This window comes from Phyllobacterium sp. LjRoot231, assembly GCF_964253365.1.
Taxonomy (GTDB): domain Bacteria; phylum Pseudomonadota; class Alphaproteobacteria; order Rhizobiales; family Rhizobiaceae; genus Phyllobacterium.
Genome location: NZ_CAXUQT020000001.1, coordinates 1,551,571 through 1,570,536, shown reverse-complemented (window position 1 = coordinate 1,570,536; position 18,966 = coordinate 1,551,571). Strand labels below are relative to the sequence as shown.

The following is an 18,966-nucleotide window of genomic DNA, read 5'->3' as shown; positions in this document are numbered from 1 at the left end:
GTGCTTACAGGAGTGAAAATCATGGATATGAAAATGTTAAGAAGGAGCCTTCCCGCACTCGTCCTCGGCGCTGCTGTGGCGGTATCGCTGCCCTTGCAGGCCAGTGCTGACAGCACTGCGAAAAAGGCTCAGTCAACCATGATGAAGGCATCCAACCGGGTCAATGTGCGCGGGACGGTCGAGAGTTTTAACGACACGTCGCTCGTGGTCAAGACCCGCGAAGGATCGGATGCAACCGTCACGCTGAGTGATGGCTGGGTTGTCGGCGGCGTCGCCAAGGCGTCGCTCGATGACATCAAGAAGGGCGATTTCGTCGGGATAACCAACGTGCCGAAAAGCGATGGGGGCAACAGCGCGCTTGAAGTGGTGATCTTCCCCGCCGCCCTCAAAGGCACTGGTGAAGGTGATCGGCCATGGGACCTGAAGCCGAACAGCAGCATGACCAATGCCACTGTCGCCGACGCAGTCAAGGATGTTGACGGCCGCACACTGACGGTCACTTATCGCGGCGGGGAAAAGAAGATTGCAGTTCCCGACGGCACGCCGATTGTCACCCTTGCAAAGGCCACAAAGGACGATTTGAAGCCGGGTACAACCGTCTTCGTCTCCGCCGATAAGGGCAGCAACGGCACCCTCACCTCGAAACGCGTCATCGTCGGCACGAATGGCGTCGTTCCACCCATGTAATCACAAGCCAATATCCCGGAAACAGTGCTGTTTCCGGGATATTGTTATGCCTCAATGCTGCGCGCCAACCTCGCTGTCGAGATGCGCCATCTGGGCTTCGGCATAACGCGTCCCGGCAGCAGCGCCTTTCGGGACGGCATTTTCGATGGCGCTCAGGTCGTCGCTCGTAAGGTCGACGTCGAGTGCGCCAAGCGCTTCGCTTAACCGGTCACGCCGTCGCGCACCGACCAGCGGTATGATGTCCTCGCCCTGCGCTGCGACCCAGGCAATGGCGATCTGCGCGACCGTCACGCCCTTGCGGGCGGCAATCTTTTGCAAAGCTTCGACCAGAGCCAGGTTCTTGTCGACATTGTCGCCCTGGAAGCGCGGGCTATGCGTGCGAAAATCGCCCGGATCCGTATTATTCTTCTTCCAGTACCCGCTGATGAGACCGCGTGAAAGCACGCCGTAGGCAGTGATTCCGATCCCGAGTTCGCGGCAGGTCTGGAGAATGCCGTCTTCGATGCCGCGCGAAATCAGCGAGTACTCGATCTGCAGGTCGACGATCGGATGCACGGCTGCGGCTTTCCTGATCGTTGCCGAACCAACCTCGGACAGGCCGATATGCTTGACGTAACCAGCCTTGACCATGTCGGCGATCGCGCCAACGGTATCTTCGATCGGCACATTGGGATCCAGCCGCGCCGGCCGATATATGTCGATATAGTCGACACCCAGGCGTTGCAGCGAATAGGCGAGAAAGTTCTTGGTCGCTTGCGGCCTCGCATCAAAGCCGGACCAACCGCCCGCGGGGTCGCGAAGCCCGCCATATTTAACGCTGATGATCACGTCTTCACGCTTCTTGCCCTTCAAGGCCTCCGCAATCAGCATTTCATTGTGGCCTTGACCATAGAAATCGCCGGTGTCGAGGAGATTGATCCCGGCATCAAGCGAAGCATGAATGGTGGCGATGCTTTCCGCGCGATCGGAGGGGCCATACATACCCGACATGCCCATGCAGCCGAGACCGATTTCGGAAACGCGCGGCCCGGTTTTTCCAAGTTGACGATATTGCATATTCTAACTCCGTATATTCCCAACGTTCCCGATCAATATAAAACAACTATGTTTGTGCGATAATCCCGTCTATTATGTACGGGTTGTTCGGGAAAATGCACAATGAACGAGCCTGATCTGTCCGACCTTGGTGCTTTGGTAGCTGTCGCACAGGCGCGCAGCTTTCGCGCGGCCGCCACGCTTCGCGGCGTCTCGGCATCTTCCTTGAGCGAGGCCATCCGCCGGCTGGAAGCGCGGGTAGGCGTGCGGCTTCTCAACCGGACGACACGCAGCGTCACGCCCACAGAGGCCGGCACCCAGTTGCTCGAACGCCTCAATCCTGCGCTCGGGGAAATTGCCGGAGCGCTCGACGCGCTCAACAGCTTTCGCGACAGCCCTACCGGAACGCTCAAGCTCAATGTGCCGATCATCGTGGCGCAAAAGATCCTGCCACCGATCATCAACCGGTTCCTTACCGCATATCCCGGAATCACACTGGAAATTTCGGCAATCGATACTTTCATCGATGTACTGGCGGCGGGCTTCGATGCAGGGATCCGCTACGATGAGAGCATCGAGCGCGACATGATTGCGATTCCCATAGGGCCCCGCACCCAGCGCTTCATGGTTGCGGCGGCACCATCGTACTTGGCGAAAAACGGCAAGCCCGAGCATCCGCGCGATCTGGTCGATCACGCGTGCATTCGCCACCGCTTTGCCAGTGGCGTCATTCCAAGCTGGGACTTCGAGCGAAATGGCAAGCTGATAAAAATTATGCCGAAAGGCCCGCTGATTGCCTCGACCGCGGAAATCGGCATCGGCGCCGCCATCGCCGGTATCGGGCTGGTCCATACGTTTGAGGAATATCTCAGTCCGGCAATCGCCTGCGGCGAGCTCGTCCCGGTGCTTGGCGCCTGGTGGCAAAATTTTACCGGTCCACGCCTCTACTACCCCAGCCGCGCGCATATGCCCGTACCGCTACGGACCTTCGTCGATTTCATCAAAAGCGCCGAGGAGCGCACTCAACTTCGAGCCTAGCTCTCTTGCATCCGTCGCGTTGCTATGCCATGACGCGCGCTCCCTATTCGAGGGCGCATCGCGCCGCCTTTGCAGGCAAATTCTCGATCTCTGAAATTCGCTGGACGAAAGGAGCGCTGTAATGGCTCAGGCGCTGGGTTTCGACTTTGGCACGACAAACACGGTTATGGCGCTCGCCGATGGAGCGACCACGCGTTCCCTGGCTTTCACCAGCGCATCCGGTACCGCCGACAGCATGCGCACAGCCTTGTCTTTCATGAAGGATCCCCTCGCCGGCGCTTCAGCTTTGAAGGTTGAGGCCGGACACGCCGCGATCCGCCAGTTCATCGATCACCCAGGCGAATGCCGTTTCCTGCAATCAATCAAGACGTTTGCTGCAAGTGCCTTGTTCCAGGGCACTCTGATCTTTGCCAAGCGCCAGACCTTCGAAGACCTGATGGAGATCTTCCTGCGGCGCCTCAAGGTCTATGCGGACGACAACTGGCCGTCGGACATCACACGTGTGGTCACCGGGCGCCCGGTACATTTCGCCGGGGCCAGTCCAGATCCGGCATTGGCGACGGAACGTTACAATGAAGCACTGTCGCGCTTCGGTTTTCCGGAAATCCACTTCGTCTACGAGCCAGTCGCTGCAGCTTTCTATTTCGCGCAAAATCTCAAATCCGACGCCACGGTTCTGGTAGCCGATTTTGGCGGCGGCACGACCGATTATTCGATCATCCGCTTCGAGACTTCCAGCGGCAAGCTCAGCGCGACACCGATCGGTCATTCGGGTGTCGGTGTTGCCGGAGATCATTTCGATTATCGCATGATCGATCAGATTGTCGCGCCGCAGATCGGTAAAGGCGGTTTCTTCAGGAGTTTCGACAAGACGCTTGAGGTTCCCGCCTCCTGGTACGCCAATTTCGGCCGCTGGAACCAACTTTCGATCTTCAAGACCTCCCGCGAATTTGCAGCGTTGAAGAAACTCGTCCGCGACAGCCTCGAGCCGGAAAAACTGGAGACCTTTGTCGACCTGGTCGATCACGACGAAGGTTACCCGCTCTATCAGGCCGTGTCCGCAACGAAGATTGCGCTTTCATCGGCGGATGAAGCGGAGTTCGACTTTGCGCCGCTTGGGCGCGGCGGCCGCAAGACCATCCGCCGATCTGATTTTGAAAACTGGATCGCCAGCGATCTGGCACGCATCGAAAGTGCCCTCGACGACGTGCTGGAGAAGACAAAAACGGCGCCTGCACAAATCGACAAGATATTCCTCACTGGCGGAACATCATTCGTCCCGGCCGTCCGCCGCATCTTCACCGAGCGCTTCGACCGCGACCGTATAGAGAGCGGCGGCGAACTGCTCTCCATCGCCCATGGCCTTGCCCTTATCGGCGAGCGTGACGACATCCGGCAGTGGACCGCCTAGGGTCAAATTCCTTGAGGGATGACAATCCGGCCGCAACGGTCTATCCAACAGCTTTGAAAATGCATTCGGAAACGGGATTATGAAAGAAGCGATCACGCTCAAGCAATTGACGGCAGCAATCGGAACCGAAATTGGTTGTTCGGAGTGGCGCGTTGTCAGTCAACAGATGATCAATCAGTTCGCCGATGCGACCGATGATCATCAATTCATTCATACCGATCCTGAGCGCGCGGCGGAAACTCCCTTTGGCGGCACCATTGCGCATGGTTTTCTGACCATCTCGCTCCTGTCGACACTGGCTTATGAGGCGCTCCCCATGATCGAAGGCGCGACGATGGGCATTAATTACGGTTTCGACAAAGTCCGCTTCATGGCACCGGTCAAATCCGGCAAGCGGGTGCGGGCTCGCTTCAAGCTCGTCGACGCAGATATTCGCCCGTCCGGCCGTGTCCTCAACAATTACGAAGTAACGCTGGAAATCGAAAACTCGCTCAAGCCCGCGCTCGTCGCCAATTGGCTCACCATTGCGGTACTTGAACATCCGCCGGAAATGGATTGAGACCCTCTGCCTCAGGCCGGCTGAACCAGGCTTCCAGCCTCTTCAAGCGGCGCGGCGCTGTTCCCATAGATCGTCACCAGATCCCTGAAGGCAAAAGGGCCCTGAACAAACATTCCCATATCGTAGGGATTGCGGATTTGTGCGCCCTTCAAAAACAGCAGATGCATCTTGAAAAAGTTCTTCTTCGCCCGTGCATAGCGGGTGGCGCTGTGAATATGTTTGAAACGAATCTGCCGGATAACGAGTTCGTTGAGGGGCTTGATGCCGAGCGCCTTCACAGGATCTGATTTATAAAAATGAATAATATCCGTGATGGTCTGGAATTCCGCCCATAAAACCGGAGTCTCCTGGCAGATAACCCGCACATCCTCTCGCAAACCGGCGGCTCGCGGATGAAACGCGATCATCAACAGGCATGAGCCTGCCGCCAGCAATGACACGGGCTTTTGTTTTAGAAGTTCCGGATTGCTACGCCAGACATCGGCGATGGCTTCCACAGCCGGAACTGTCCCAAGGCTGTGCCCAACAATCACAACCTCATCGGCATCGCTAGTTCGCAATTTTTGCGCGAGATGTTCTGCAAAGTCCCGCCTACGTTGCAACAAGCTCGGGTTGCGGTGGTGAATACGATCGGATGCGGCTGTCCAATCATCAAGCAGGTACGAAAAAAACACTTTATCGCCCGGCCAGCGAACGAGCAGGCGGCCAAGCACCAATGCCAACGGGATCGTCCAGAAGAGATGGAAAGCGCTGTGACCGGCGAATAGCGGAAAAAGACCAACGCCGATCGTGACCAAAGTGATGAAACAGGCGAGGGTAAACGGCCACATGAAGAAAATGCAGAAGCGCCAGCTGGTGCGAAGATAGCGCCAGAATGTGCCCGTCAGCAATATATCAAGAAACGCCATGAGCCCTGTCGCGAAGCGTGTGGCGACGTTACGAGCTGCATAGGTATCGAAAATATCGGCCGTACCATATTGGCAGAATTCCGTTTCGGTCTGCCAGTTCGCTCCAGTGGTTTCGATTTGCATGGAAGCGATGTTCTGCCCTTCGGCTGCCATCGGTCCGGCTTGGGTTTTGGCATGCCAGAGCCGGTTGAAGTCGGCGGAGCTGTTCAGGTAGCGGCCGCGTACGGCATCGGGATGCAACCCTTCATAACCGGTAAAATTGATAACCAAACGCTTTTTGACAGCCATTTCGCTTCTCTATGCAAAGAGACTACGCGAATCGGCAGTCACCGGCATCTCATTTGGGGCAAACGGCGGCGCAATTGTGGTTGGCCGTTCGAAGTTGAGCGCCACTAACATAAAATTGCTGCGGTTTGTACTGCCCTGCCCCAGTTATCTTCCGTGAAGGAATCCGCAAAATTGGGGATGAGTTTTAGTACGTTTACTAGATCCTTTTGAGAGTTTAACAAGGGCTACATCCAAGATCTCCCGCATAGGTTGTGTTGTCCGGATGGCAATGCTGCTGTGCGTGGTTCGACGGGGCTCACCATGAGGGAGGTGGGTTGATGGCAAGGAGCCAAGATTTGCATGGCAAAGAGTCAAGAGTTACGACAACGATCCCAGATTTGCGAGGTTGGCGACTATCCATGCAATCCTCAATTTCCCTCATGGTGAGCCTGTCGAACCACGCACAGCAGCATTGCCATCCGGCAAATCAGCACCCTTAAAAACGACCCGATCAAAAATAATCGTGGCTGTTTATCCACGTCCTCCAAACCTCGGTTATTCTAACCTGGTCCTTTCCATGGGGAACTGCTTCCGGAGCCGTTCGAAGTGGGGAGAGGATCGGCGCCTCCGATGGCGGGTAACGGGCCCGTCGTCCGGGGAAGTTCTGTCCAAGGGTTCCCCTGCCGGTACTAAGGCCGGTGCGTGCTGGACGAGCACTGTGAGGGCGGCAGATTGGCTGGGCGCAGTCCTGGCCGCTGGCGTTTCCGACGCGGAACGGACGGGATCAAAAAACGCCGGACGGGCGGTCTTCGGATCGCATTACTTATCTACCAAGACGCGCTTCGACGACCGCCCGTCTTTCCCACCACCAATCAATGGCCAGACGCGAAAGCGGGCGTGGCAAAGGGCAAGCACACCCGGTTCTTTGACATCGAGAGAAAAGCGAAGAATGCTCTAGATAGCAACGTCCCGTGCGGATTCCTGCAAAAATGCGTAAGCGTAGCTGGAGAACGACCGCCAGCATTCAACACGAAAACTGTTTTCGCCGGTGCGCCACAAGACGATCTCGATCTTGCCGAGAACAGTCCGGGATGCGGCTCCTACGGGAAAAGCCTTGAGCGACAGATCCTGCGGACACCCCCCATTGACGACCGCATCGGCGCCCTTGCCAACCACAATAATTCCCACGTTGCGATGCGAAACATCGACCGCCGAATGCAGCACCTTTACCTTGGCAAGATCAGCAACAAGGCTGCTGTCTGCAGTGTCGATGATCAACCATTCATCGGGGCCAAGCCATAGCGCCGTGCGGCTGCCGCTGGAAGCAGTTGTCTTCGGCTTCATCGGCAAGGCCAAACCCAACACCTTGGACAGTGCCGGGACCGCATCAGCCTTGGCGCGGAGTGAAACGCGGGTCGCGTTGTCAGCCAGGGTGACCGATACGGATGCGACGTCTGAACGGCCCGCTTGCAGCGGATGCAACCTTCTTGCCTGGATAATCTCAACCATTCAAACGCTCTCCTTTTTCATCGAAGAAAACCGTTCCGGTGACTTCCACTTCGATCACTCCATTCGGCATTGGTACGTACAGCGTCTCGCCAAGGCGTTTCGTCCCGTCGATCACCAGCGCCAGAGCGATGGAGCATCCGCAATTTTCCGACCAATAGGACGATGTCACATGACCGATCATGGTCATTGGCACCGGCTGGTTCGGGTTGGCGACAATCTGCGCACCCTCTTCCAGCACTGTTGTCGGATCAACCGTCTTCAGTCCCACAAGCTGTTTACGGCCATTGGCCACCAGATCCCGGCGCAAAAGACCGCGGATACCGACATAATCCGTCTTGTTCTTGCCGATGGCCCAGGTCAGCCCCGCATCCTGTGGGGTCACGGTTCCATCTGTGTCCTGGCCGACGATGATATAGCCCTTCTCGGCGCGCAGAATATGCATCGCTTCAGTCCCATAGGGTGTTAAACCAAGGGGCTTGCCGCGTTCATAGACGGCCTCCCAAACGGCGCGGCCATAATCCGCTGGCACATTGATTTCGTAGCCGGATTCGCCCGTAAACGACATGCGGAACAGCCGTGTCGGCACACCGCAAATCTTGCCTTCGCGCACGCTCATGTGCGGCATGGCCTCGTTGGACATGTCGATACCCTCAACCAGCGGCGCAATAATTTCGCGCGCCTTCGGACCCTGCACGGCAATCACCGCCCATTGCTCCGTCGTCGAAGTCAACCACACATCCAGATGCGGGAATTCGGTCTGAAGATAGTCCTCCATATGATGCATGACGCGCGGCGCGCCACCGGTCGTCGTCGTCACATGGAAACGATCTTCCGCCAGGCGCCCGACGACACCGTCATCGTAAATGAAGCCATCCTCGCGCAACATGATGCCGTAACGAAGACGCCCGACGCCGAGCTTTTCCCAAGGGTTGGTATAAAGCAGTTCCAGGAACTTCGCCGCATCCGGGCCGACAACTTCGATCTTGCCGAGCGTCGATGCATCGAAGATACCGGCCTGATTGCGCACGGCAACGCATTCACGGTTGACTGCGCTGTGCATGTCTTCGCCGGCTTGCGGATAGTACCACGCGCGTTTCCATTGACCGACGTCCTCGAACGCGGCACCCTGAGCGTGGTGCCAGCCATGCATTGGCGTGCGCCGCGTCGGATCGAACAGATCATGGCGCGCGTGATTGACGATTGCGCCAAATGTGACGGGCGTGAACGGAGCACGGAACGTCGTGAGCCCCACGGCAGGGATTGGCCGGTTCAGGGCTTCGGCGGCAATCGCGAGGCCGTGCAGATTGGACGTCTTGCCCTGATCCGTCGCCATGCCGTTGGTGGTGAAGCGCTTGACGTGCTCGATCGAATGCATACCCTCGCGCACAGCCAGACGCACATCTTTGGCAGTGACATCGTTCTGGAAATCGACAAACGCCTTGACGGTCGTATCCGCGCCCGCGCCCGGAGCCGAACCAATCATGCCGCCGATCCAGTCGGTTCCACCGGTCGCAACAACCGGTGTGGCTTTGCCTCCGCCAGCCGCAAGGGCCTCGTCCAGTGTCGCTTGCAAGCCATCTGTGCCATTGCAAGCGCCGATGGAAACGCAATCTTGCGCGTAGGTGCCGGGCAAGAAACGCTCGTTTGCGGCATCCCACGCGACCTTGCCGCGAGACTGCGAAAACAGATGCACCGACGGCGTCCAGCCACCGGACATGATCAGCGCATCGACGGCGACTTTCCGTTCGTTGCCACCTCTGGTCGGCTGGATCGACATGGACGAGACGCGCCGTTTGCCGCCTGCACTGAATACGGCATGACCGGTCAGGACTTCGATGCCAAGCGAGCGGGCCTCATCAACAATCGCGGATGTCGGGTTATCGCGCGTATCCACGATCACTGGTACGTCGACACCGGCGCGTTTGAGATCGATCGCTGCTGCATAGGCGGAATCGTTGGAGGTGTAGACCCCCACCTTGCGACCGATGGCAACGCCATACTGGTTGAGGAATATCCGCGCAGCTGATGCAAGCATAACACCCGGGCGATCATTGTTGGCGAAGACCATATGCCGTTCGATGGCGCCGGTGGCCAGCACGACTTTCTTGGCTCGAACCTGCCATAGGCGCTCGCGCGGCATATCCGAAGCCGGAGTGCTCAAATGATCGCTGATGCGCTCAACCAGACCGACGAAATTCTGGGCGTAATAACCAAACGCTGTCGTTCGCGTCAGGACGGTGACGTTGTCCATCGCCCGCAATTTTGCGATCGTCGCTGCTGCCCATTCATAGCCCGGGACGCCGTCGATGGTGACGTCGCTTTCATAGCGCAATGCGCCGCCAGCTTCAGCCTGCTCGTCGCACAAGATGACCTCAGCACCTGTCGATGCGGCGCTGAGTGCCGCCGCAAGACCTGCTGCACCTGCGCCGACAACCAGCACATCGCAATGCGCAAAACGGTTCGAATAGCGATCCGTATCCGGCTCGCCCGGCACGACGCCAAGCCCCGCTGCGGCGCGTATTTTCGGCTCGTAAATCGTCTTCCACGCGAACTTCGGCCACATGAAAGTTTTGTAGTAGAAGCCTGCCGGCAGCATTGGCGAAAACACATCATTGACAGCTCCGACATCGAAGGTCAGGGACGGCCAGCGGTTCTGTGATTTGACCTTCAGCCCGTCGTAAATCTCCTGCACGGTCGCACGGACATTCGGCTGTTTGCGTGACTTGTCGCGTTCGATATCGACAAGCGCGTTCGGCTCTTCGCTACCTGCTGAAAGGATGCCGCGTGGCCGGTGATATTTGAATGAACGCCCAACGAGATGAATACCGTTGGCTAGCAGCGCCGAGGCCAGCGTGTCGCCTTCGAGGCCAGTCAGGTTCTGCCCGTCAAATGTGAAGCGGATGGTTTTCGCCGGAGTTAACCGGCCGGCACCCTGGATACGGTTGCTGCCGGAGTGGGTAGAGGTGCTCATGGGCTTATACCTCGACTTTCTTGGCACGGGGGCGTTTCGTTGCAGGTCGTTCAGTCGGCTCGGCAGTCGCAGGTGACAACAATGTGTCCACATCCGGACGAGGCTCACCGGCTTTATAAACAGTCAAAAACTTGTCCGAGACGGAATCGCGAACGGCATTGAAGAACCGCCCGCAACCATGAATGTGCCGCCAACGCTCGAACTGCAGTCCCTTCGGATTCTGGCGGAAATAGAGGAAACCGGCAAAATCCTCATCAGATTGTTCAATAATGGGATTGGCGCGAACCAGGTGCGCTTCACCCGCATTGCGGAATTCGAGTTCCGGACGCTCTTCTTCACAATAAGGGCATTTGATGAGAAGCATTGTTTTTTCTCGTTCCTTGAAAATCAGTGCGCAACAGCAGCGGCGGCAGCTTCGTCGATCAGGCGCCCGGTGGTGAAACGCTCGATCGTAAACGGCGCATTGATCCGGTGCGGCTCATCGCGAGCAATCGTATGCGCAAACACGTTGCCCGAGCCCGGCGTCGCCTTGAAACCGCCTGTTCCCCAGCCGCAATTGACATAGAGACCGGGCACAGGCGTTTTGGCCAGGATCGGTGAGCGATCGGGCGTGACATCAACAATACCGCCCCAGGAGCGGAGCATCTTCAATCGGGTCAGAACCGGAAACATCTCGCAGATCGCATCGAGCGTGTGGTTGATAATGTGAAGACCGCCGGTCTGGGAATAGGACGTGTATTGGTCGGTTCCCGCACCTATGACCATCTCCCCCTTATCCGATTGGGAAATATAGGCGTGAACCGTGTTCGACATGATCACGCAGGGGATAAGCGGTTTGACTGGTTCCGATACCAGCGCCTGCAGCGGATAGCTTTCGAGCGGCATGCGCACGCCGGCCATGTTCATAATGACGGAGGTATGACCAGCTGCCACAACGCCGACTTTCTTGGCATTGATCGGGCCGCGATTGGTATCGACACCCACCACAGCACCGTTAGCCGCACGGCGAATGCCCGTGACTTCACAATTCTGGATGATATGCACGCCGCGATCGGCCGCCGCACGGGCATAACCCCAGGCGACGGCATCATGCCGAGCGGTACCGCCTCGCCGCTGCAGCGCTGCGCCAATGATGGGATAACGGGCATCCGCTGAGAGATTGATTGGCGGGCAGAATTCTTTCACCTGTTCCGGCGTCAACCATTCATTATCGATGCCGTTGAGGCGGTTGGCGTGAATATGGCGTTTGAAAACCTGAACGTCATGGATGTTGTGCGCCAGCATCATCACACCGCGCGCCGAGTACATCACATTGTAGTTGAGGTCCTGGCTCAGCCCCTCCCAGAGCTTCACCGCGTGTTCGTAAATACCAGCGGATTCGTCGTAGAGATAATTGGAGCGGATGATCGTCGTATTACGGCCGGTATTTCCGCCACCAAGCCAGCCCTTTTCGAGAACAGCTACGTTAGTAATGCCGTGTTCCTTGGCCAGATAGTAGGCGGTCGCAAGGCCGTGTCCGCCCGCGCCAACGATGATGACGTCATATTCCGGCTTGGGTTCGGGAGAGCTCCATTGCTGATCCCATCCCTTATGGGCACGCAGGGCTTCGCGGGCCAAGGCAAACACCGAATATTTCCGCATCATTTATTCCCAGCAGCTTGGCCCAGCAATTGAGCCATCGCAAAGCGATTGTTCGAACAAGTTCACTTGCATGTCCTGTTCAGAAATCGACATCGATTTTAAGAGCACGGACCATGCCTTTATGCATCAGTATCGTATCCGCCCAAAGCTCTTTTGCCATTTTGCGACGGAGATTGGCGCTGCATGCCGGTTAATCTAAAATTACATGGGAGTCGGACGTTGCTATCCGAATATCAGCCATTGCGCGTGACAGAACCATAGACATGCCCCGAACTTTCTGATAATGGCCACCGCAGTTTGCGATGGATGACCGTCGCGAAGTCTGGTTTGTTGTCCCTCGTCAAGGATTTGGGGGTCGCAAGCCGGGCTCACCGAAATTCTAAGAGATACAGGATAAAACGTGCAGGTACTCGTACGCGAAAACAATGTTGATCAGGCTCTCCGCGTTCTCAAAAAGAAGATGCAGCGCGAAGGCATGTTCCGCGAAATGAAGATGCATGATCATTACGAAAAGCCTTCGATCAAGCGCGCCCGCCAGAAGGCAGAGGCAATCAGCCGCGCCCGCAAGCTTGCTCGCAAGCAGGCTCAGCGCGAAGGCCTTCTGCCGATGCCAGTGAAAAAGACACCGGTTCGCGCTTCAGCGGCTCGTTGATCTTCTATTTATCGACGCCTTGACCCGATTACGGGGTGGAGTGGCTTGCGTCACACCGCCCTTTTTCGTTTGGTGCCATCGGAACAATAAAGCTTGTAAGGGCTTTTCGTTGAACGGGACACATAGAATATGACACATTCGGTTGAAATGGCCTCACACCGCGGAATTTGGTCGGCCCCTAAGACAGTACGTGTCACCGGGCTTGTGATAGCGTCACTCGTGATGCTGGCGATCGCCGGGTGCCAGAGCACCTCGACGACCGACATGACTGGTATCGACAAGGCACAGGGCTCGACCGAGAATATCAGCTCACTCGATGAAGTCATTCGCAACAATCCAAAAGATCCTGAAGCGTATAACGTTCGCGGATCGGCCTATGGTCGCGCAGGCAAGAACAATGACGCGATCAAGGACTTCAATACGGCGTTGCAGCTTAACCCGAATTTCTATCAAGCCTATGCCAACCGCGCACTCGTCTATCGCAATATGGGCAATACGGCGCAGGCAGCTGCGGACTACAGCAAGGCAATCCAGATCAATCCGCAATATGATGCCGCGTATATCGGCCGCGGCAACCTTTACCGTCAGGCAGGCCAGCTGGATCAAGCCTTGAACGACTTCCAGCAAGCGATTCAGCTCAACACGACTGACCCGCGCGCCTATCACAATCGCGGCCTGATCTATCAGGCGCGCAACCAGCACAAGCAGGCAATCGAGGACTTCTCCACTGCCATCTCCCTGCAACCGGATGCGGCGGAGCCCTATAATGGCCGTGGCATTTCCTATGTTGCGCTCGGTGACGATGACAACGCCTTCGACGATTTCAACGCGGCAATCAAACTCGATGACAAGATCGCCGAAGGTTGGGCCAACCAGGCGTTGATCTACGAACATCGTGGCGACAAAAAGCGTGCAGCAAAGTCATATGCCAGAGCCGCGCAGCTTGATCCAAAATACAAGCCAGCTCTTGACGGTCTTGCACGCACCCGTGGCGCCTGAGGTGCCATGGGCAAACGCGTCGTCGTTGTCCTCGCGCACCCGCTAAAAAATAGCCTCTGCGCACATCTGGCAGCACGCGTTGTTGAAATAGTCAGCGGTGCCGGACACCATCTGCAGATGATCGATCTGTACGAGCGGGATTTCGATCCCCGTCTCACGTCAGGCGAGCGGCAGAATTATTATTCCTCCAACTATGATGCCAGCGCGGTTGCCGATGGCGTGGAGGCGCTTCAAGCTACCGATGTGCTGATTGTCATCTTCCCCACCTGGTGGTTCGGGCTCCCGGCGATACTGAAAGGCTGGATCGATCGGATGTTTGTGCCGGGCGTCGCCTACGACCATGCTCCCGATTTCGGCCGCATGATCCCCAGACTTACAAAGCTGCAAGCATGCTTGGCAATTACTACGCTTGGCTCACCCTGGTGGATCGATTGGTTCGTGATGCTTCGGCCAGTCCGGCGCATCCTGTCACGTGCCGTCATCGGTACCTGCGCACCGAACGCGCATTTTTCGATGCTCTCACTCTATAATACGGAAAAGCTCCCACCCGAACGCTTGAACGCGTTCGAACGAAAGCTCATGCAGAAACTACAAAAACTGGTTTGAAATAAAAAAAGCCCCGCCAATGTGAACTGACCCCAAAAGGTTAGACGGTTGATGGGCTAGGATAATAAGGACTGGGTTCTGTATTGCACAGGGCTCAGTCCTTTCAGTTTCAGCTTTATGCGATGATGATTGTAATAATGGATATAGTCACTGAGACCATCCCGTAGGCTCTGGATGGTGTCAAAGCGGCTGAGGTAGAAGAACTCGGATTTGAGCACGGCGAAGAAACTTTCCATGGCGGCATTGTCGAGGCAGTTTCCTTTGCGTGACATACTCTGGGTAATGTTGTGCGTTCGAAGCCGACGCTGATAGACCGGCATCTTATATTGCCACCCTTGATCGGAGTGCAGGATTGGTCGTTCGTTGTTTCCCAACCGGCTCAATGCCTTGGTCACCATGCTTTCCACTAGCTTGAAGTCAGGTCGCGTTGCAGTTTCAAAGGCGACGATTTCGCCGTTGAATAAGTCCATGACTGGCGAGAGATAAAGCTTCTCACCGCTCACATGGAATTCCGTTACGTCGGTCACCCATTTCTGATTGGCTCCGTGCGCAGTGAATTGCCGCTGGAGCAGGTCCGGGGCAACCTGGCCAGCGCCGCCTTTATATGATCGATATTTCTTCGGACGCACCAGCGACTTCAATCCCATCTCAGTCATCAGGCGTTGTACCGTCTTGTGATTGACCTTTTGCCCGAGCTGTCGGATTGCCGCAGTTACCCGACGATAGCCGTAGCGGCCTTTATGAGCCTCGAAGATAGCCTTGACCTTCTCCTTGAGCGCGGCATACCTGCTCGTCAGTGATGATCTTTTCTGCCGGTAGTAAAAGGTACTGCGGGCAAGGCCTGCCAGTTTAAGCACCTCATCAAATGGATAAAGCGGCCTTAACGCTTGGACGATTTGTGCTTTCTGAGCACTGGTTGTTCTTGCGTTAAGGCCTTCAGTTTTTTTAGATAGGCGTTCTCCATGCGCAGATAATTTAACTCCGCCAGCAACTCTTCGCGGCTCTTGGCCTCGTCGCTCTGTGGAACGTCTGGTTCTTTAGGCACCGGCGGCTCGGGCATCGATCGAGGCTTTCTTCTGCGGCGCGGAGTCAATGCATCAATCCCGCCGATCTCATAGCACTTCTCCCAATCCGGTATACACTGAGAACCGTGAATATTGAACAGCACTGCCGTCTGACGATAGGACAAACCATCCTCCCACATCCGCTGCAGCACTGATAGTTTGAAATCTGCATCGTAGTGCTTCAGCTTCTTCTTCGTAATGCCAACAGCACCATGCGCCTTGTAGCGCGCTACCCATCTGCGAACAGTAGAATGATCGATACCATAAGGCCGGCCTGCCGCACGGTAACTCTCGTTCTCGTTCACGCACCGGCTAATAATCGATAGCTTCAAACTTTCGCTATATCTCAACATGCAAACCCCCGGAAGTTGGTGTCCAACTTTCGGGGGTCAGTTCACAATGGCGGGGCTTTTTATATGGCAGACGATATACACTTAGTGATCAAGTGCCTTGACGATGTTTTCGACCATTTTCTTGGCATCGGCGAAGAGCATCATGGTGTTGTCGCGGAAGAACAGTTCGTTCTCGACGCCGGCATAGCCCGAACCCATGCCGCGCTTGATGAACAGCACGGTGCCTGCCTTGTCGACATCGAGGATCGGCATGCCGAAGATCGGCGATTTCGGGTCGGTCTTGGCTGCCGGGTTGGTCACGTCGTTGGCACCGATGACGAAGGCGACGTCGGCCTGCGCGAATTCCGAGTTGATGTCCTCGAGCTCGAACACTTCGTCGTAAGGCACGTTGGCTTCGGCGAGAAGCACGTTCATGTGGCCGGGCATGCGGCCGGCCACCGGATGGATGGCGTATTTGATCTCGACGCCTTCGGCCTTGAGCTTGTCGGCCATCTCGCGCAAGGCGTGCTGGGCCTGCGCCACCGCCATGCCGTAGCCCGGCACGATGATGACCTTGGAGGCATTCTTCATGATGAAGGCGGCATCGTCGGCCGAGCCCTGCTTGACCGGACGCTGCTCGACTTCGCCGCTTGCGGCGGCTGCCGTCTCGCCGCCAAAGCCGCCGAGAATGACCGAGATGAACGAGCGGTTCATGCCCTTGCACATGATGTAGGAGAGGATCGCACCGGAGGAGCCGACCAGCGCCCCGGTGATGATCAGCGCCAGGTTCCCGAGCGTGAAGCCGAGCGCCGCCGCCGCCCAGCCGGAATAGGAGTTGAGCATCGACACGACCACCGGCATGTCGGCGCCGCCGATCGGCACGATGATCAGCCCGCCGAGGATGAGCGACAGGATGACGATGAGCCAGAACACGCCGTGGCTTTCGGTCAGGACCAGCGCAACGACCAGAACGACGATGGCGACGAGCAGGCTGACGTTGAGGAGATGCCGCCCCGGCAGCATGATCGGCTTGCCCGACATGCGGCCATCGAGCTTCAAAAAGGCGATGATCGAGCCGGTGAAGGTGATGGCGCCGATGGCGACGCCGATCGACATTTCGACCAGCGCCTGCGCATGGATCATGCCGACCTCGCCGATGCCGAAGGAATCCGGCGAATAGACCGCAGCGGCCGCCACCATCACCGCGGCAAAACCGACGAGCGAGTGGAAGGCGGCAACCAGCTGCGGCATGGCGGTCATGGCGATGCGCTTGGCGATATAGGCGCCGACGCTGCCGCCGATGGCCAGACCGACGACGATCAGGCCAAGGCCTTTGATGCTTGGTTCGGCCAGTGCCAGCGTAGTCAGGATCGAGATGCCCATGCCGGTCATGCCGTAATAATTGCCCTGGCGGCTGGTGGTCGGATGCGAAAGGCCGCGCAGCGCCAGAATGAACAGGACGCCGGAGACAAGATAAAGAAAAGTCGCGAAATTCACGCTCATTGCTCAAATCTCACTTTTCTTTTTTCTTGTACATGGCGAGCATGCGGTGGGTGACGAGGAAGCCGCCGAAGATATTCACGCTGACGAGAACGAGGGCAATGAAGCCGAAGCCGGTGGCAAACCCGCTGGCCGACAGGCCGACGGCCAGCAGCGCGCCAACGACGATCACCGAGGAAATGGCGTTGGTGACGGCCATCAGCGGCGTATGCAGGGCCGGGGTCACCGACCAGACGACATAATAACCGACGAAGATCGCCAGGACGAAGATCGCCAGGCGGAAGACGAAGGGATCGACCGCGCCGCCGGTGACCGCGTGGGCCGCCGCGCCGGCGGCATCCGGCATGTTCTCCGCCGCCTGGCGCACCATCTCGGTGGCCTGGCTCAAGGCATCGAGCGCCTTGTCGAGTGTCGCATCGGCAGCCATCATGCCTCTCCTTCAGTTTTGGGCGCAGTGGTTTTGGGAGCAGTCCTTTTGGGTGCGGCTTTCGGCGTTGCCGCCTTCTTGGGCGCTGCTTGCTTGGCCTCTTTCACAGGAGCCTCCGCGACCGGCGCTTTGGCGGACGCGGCCTTCTTCGCGGCAGGCTTGGCTGCAGCCGCTGCAGGAGCAACAGCCGCTGCACTTGCCGCACTGGCGAAATTCGGATGCACCACCTTGCCGCCATGCGTCAAAACGGTGGCCTTGACCAGCTCGTCGTCGAAATTGATCTTGACGGTTCTGGCGTCCTTGTCGACCAGCGTCTCGAAGAAGGCGACGAGGTTCTTGGCATAAAGCTGCGAGGCCGTGGCGGCGATGCGGCCGGCGACATTCAGATGCCCGACGATCTTGACGCCATCGACCTCGACGATCTGGCCCGCTGCGGCGCCCTCGACATTGCCGCCGCGCTCGACCGCAAGATCGACGATCACCGAGCCCGGACGCATGCGCGCATACATCTCGCGGCTCACCAGCCTCGGCGCCGGACGCCCGGGGATGAGCGCCGTGGTGATGATGATATCCTGCTTGGCGATGTGCTCGGCGACCAGCGCCGCCTGCTTGGCCTGATACTCCTTCGACATTTCCTTGGCATAGCCGCCGGCGGTTTCTGCCGCCTTGAACTCCTCGTCCTCGACGGCGAGGAACTTGGCGCCGAGCGAGGCGACCTGTTCCTTGACCGCCGGGCGCACGTCGGTCGCCGTCACCACCGCACCGAGCCGCCGCGCCGTGGCGATGGCCTGCAGCCCGGCAACACCGACGCCCATGATGAACACCTTGGCCGCCGGCACCGTGCCCGCCGCCGTCATCATCATCGGCAAGGCCCGGTCATATTCCTCCGCCGCATCGATCACCGCCTGATAGCCGGCAAGATTGGCCTGGCTCGACAGAACGTCCATGACCTGCGCACGGGTGATGCGCGGCATGAATTCCATGGTGAAGGCCGTCACGCCGGCATCCGCCAGTTCCTTGACTGCCGCATCATTGCCGTAAGGATCGAGCATGGCGATGACGACCGCGCCCTTTTTGTAGGATTTGAGCTCGACTGACGAAGGCCGGCGCACCTTCAGCACCACGTCGGCGCCCTTGACATCGGCAGCCTTGCCGATGGTCGCACCCGCCGCCTCGAAGTCGCGATCCGGAATGCGCGATGCCGTGCCGGCACCAGCCTCCACGATCACGACAAACCCCAGTCCGACCAGCTTCTTGACCGTCTCCGCCGAACCGCCAACCCGCGGCTCGCTGCCATCGATCTCTTTCGGTATGAACAGTGTCTGAGCCAAGCTCTCACCCCCAAGCAAGTTAAACACAA

Annotated in this window: 17 protein-coding genes; 7 read left to right on the top strand and 10 right to left on the bottom strand. The window is 57.7% G+C overall.

The genetic code is table 11. From position 1 onward, the window contains the following. Positions 1-21 precede the first annotated feature (21 nt). On the top strand, positions 22-687 hold the full coding sequence (locus ACSQ3H_RS07620) for a hypothetical protein (protein ID WP_436116481.1): 666 nt from the start codon (positions 22-24) through the stop codon (positions 685-687). 51 nt (positions 688-738) lie between these two features. On the opposite strand, the gene ACSQ3H_RS07615 is transcribed toward ACSQ3H_RS07620, so the two are convergent. Continuing rightward, positions 739-1,743, bottom strand: coding sequence for an aldo/keto reductase (locus tag ACSQ3H_RS07615; RefSeq protein ID WP_436116480.1), 1,005 nt, complete (start codon positions 1,741-1,743; stop codon positions 739-741). A 102-nt stretch (positions 1,744-1,845) separates the two neighbouring features. On the opposite strand from ACSQ3H_RS07615, the gene ACSQ3H_RS07610 reads away from it, so the two are divergent. From ACSQ3H_RS07610 to ACSQ3H_RS07600, 3 genes are all read left to right on the top strand, one after another. Beyond that, entirely contained in the window at positions 1,846-2,760 is a 915-nt protein-coding gene (locus ACSQ3H_RS07610) for a LysR family transcriptional regulator (RefSeq protein ID WP_436116479.1), read from the top strand. Between the two features lie 121 nt (positions 2,761-2,881). Next, positions 2,882-4,171, top strand: a complete 1,290-nt coding sequence (locus tag ACSQ3H_RS07605) for an Hsp70 family protein (protein WP_436116478.1) — start codon at positions 2,882-2,884, stop codon at positions 4,169-4,171. A 79-nt stretch (positions 4,172-4,250) separates the two neighbouring features. Further along, positions 4,251-4,730 (top strand): MaoC family dehydratase, encoded by a 480-nt coding sequence (locus ACSQ3H_RS07600; protein WP_436116477.1) that lies wholly within the window; start codon positions 4,251-4,253, stop codon positions 4,728-4,730. An 11-nt stretch (positions 4,731-4,741) separates the two neighbouring features. Here the strand turns inward: ACSQ3H_RS07600 and ACSQ3H_RS07595 are convergent, their stop codons facing one another. The 5 genes from ACSQ3H_RS07595 to ACSQ3H_RS07575 form a co-directional block, all read right to left on the bottom strand. Beyond that, on the bottom strand, positions 4,742-5,926 hold the full coding sequence (locus tag ACSQ3H_RS07595; RefSeq protein WP_436116476.1) for an alpha/beta hydrolase: 1,185 nt from the start codon (positions 5,924-5,926) through the stop codon (positions 4,742-4,744). A gap of 933 nt (positions 5,927-6,859) precedes the next feature. Next, positions 6,860-7,414: a sarcosine oxidase subunit gamma gene (locus ACSQ3H_RS07590; protein ID WP_436116475.1), complete on the bottom strand. Its 555-nt coding sequence runs from the start codon at positions 7,412-7,414 to the stop codon at positions 6,860-6,862. Continuing rightward, the gene (locus ACSQ3H_RS07585; RefSeq protein ID WP_436116474.1) at positions 7,407-10,385 is read right to left on the bottom strand and encodes a sarcosine oxidase subunit alpha; all 2,979 of its coding nucleotides are present in this window, start codon (positions 10,383-10,385) and stop codon (positions 7,407-7,409) included. Before ACSQ3H_RS07585 ends, ACSQ3H_RS07590 begins: the two co-directional genes overlap by 8 nt. A 4-nt stretch (positions 10,386-10,389) precedes the next feature. Continuing rightward, a complete protein-coding gene (locus tag ACSQ3H_RS07580; RefSeq protein ID WP_436116473.1) occupies positions 10,390-10,749 on the bottom strand; it encodes a sarcosine oxidase subunit delta in 360 nt (119 codons plus the stop codon). A gap of 23 nt (positions 10,750-10,772) precedes the next feature. Then, the gene (locus ACSQ3H_RS07575) at positions 10,773-12,026 is read right to left on the bottom strand and encodes a sarcosine oxidase subunit beta (protein ID WP_436119381.1); all 1,254 of its coding nucleotides are present in this window, start codon (positions 12,024-12,026) and stop codon (positions 10,773-10,775) included. 400 nt (positions 12,027-12,426) lie between these two features. Here ACSQ3H_RS07575 and rpsU point away from each other — a divergent pair, with 400 nt between their 5' ends. From rpsU to ACSQ3H_RS07560, 3 genes are all read left to right on the top strand, one after another. Further along, positions 12,427-12,678 (top strand): 30S ribosomal protein S21, encoded by a 252-nt coding sequence (gene rpsU, locus ACSQ3H_RS07570; RefSeq protein ID WP_112532314.1) that lies wholly within the window; start codon positions 12,427-12,429, stop codon positions 12,676-12,678. A gap of 147 nt (positions 12,679-12,825) precedes the next feature. Further along, entirely contained in the window at positions 12,826-13,677 is an 852-nt protein-coding gene (locus tag ACSQ3H_RS07565) for a tetratricopeptide repeat protein (protein WP_436119380.1), read from the top strand. Between the two features lie 6 nt (positions 13,678-13,683). Next, positions 13,684-14,283, top strand: a complete 600-nt coding sequence (locus tag ACSQ3H_RS07560) for an NAD(P)H-dependent oxidoreductase (RefSeq protein ID WP_436116472.1) — start codon at positions 13,684-13,686, stop codon at positions 14,281-14,283. 56 nt (positions 14,284-14,339) lie between these two features. Here ACSQ3H_RS07560 and ACSQ3H_RS07555 read toward each other — a convergent pair. The 4 genes from ACSQ3H_RS07555 to ACSQ3H_RS07540 all read right to left on the bottom strand — a co-directional run bounded on the left by ACSQ3H_RS07555 (position 14,340) and on the right by ACSQ3H_RS07540 (position 18,937). Continuing rightward, positions 14,340-15,700, bottom strand: a protein-coding gene (locus ACSQ3H_RS07555) for an IS3 family transposase (RefSeq protein WP_436116471.1) whose coding sequence is annotated in 2 segments (ribosomal slippage) — positions 14,340-15,220 and positions 15,220-15,700 — 1,362 coding nt in all. Because the reading frame shifts where the segments join, the coding sequence is not laid out codon by codon here. Positions 15,701-15,781: 81 nt separating this feature from the next. After that, positions 15,782-17,182 (bottom strand): NAD(P)(+) transhydrogenase (Re/Si-specific) subunit beta, encoded by a 1,401-nt coding sequence (locus ACSQ3H_RS07550; protein ID WP_436116470.1) that lies wholly within the window; start codon positions 17,180-17,182, stop codon positions 15,782-15,784. Between the two features lie 10 nt (positions 17,183-17,192). Continuing rightward, a complete protein-coding gene (locus tag ACSQ3H_RS07545; RefSeq protein ID WP_436119379.1) occupies positions 17,193-17,606 on the bottom strand; it encodes an NAD(P) transhydrogenase subunit alpha in 414 nt (137 codons plus the stop codon). Beyond that, positions 17,606-18,937, bottom strand: coding sequence for a Re/Si-specific NAD(P)(+) transhydrogenase subunit alpha (locus ACSQ3H_RS07540; protein WP_436116469.1), 1,332 nt, complete (start codon positions 18,935-18,937; stop codon positions 17,606-17,608). Before ACSQ3H_RS07540 ends, ACSQ3H_RS07545 begins: the two co-directional genes overlap by 1 nt. Between the last annotated feature and the right edge of the window lie 29 nt (positions 18,938-18,966).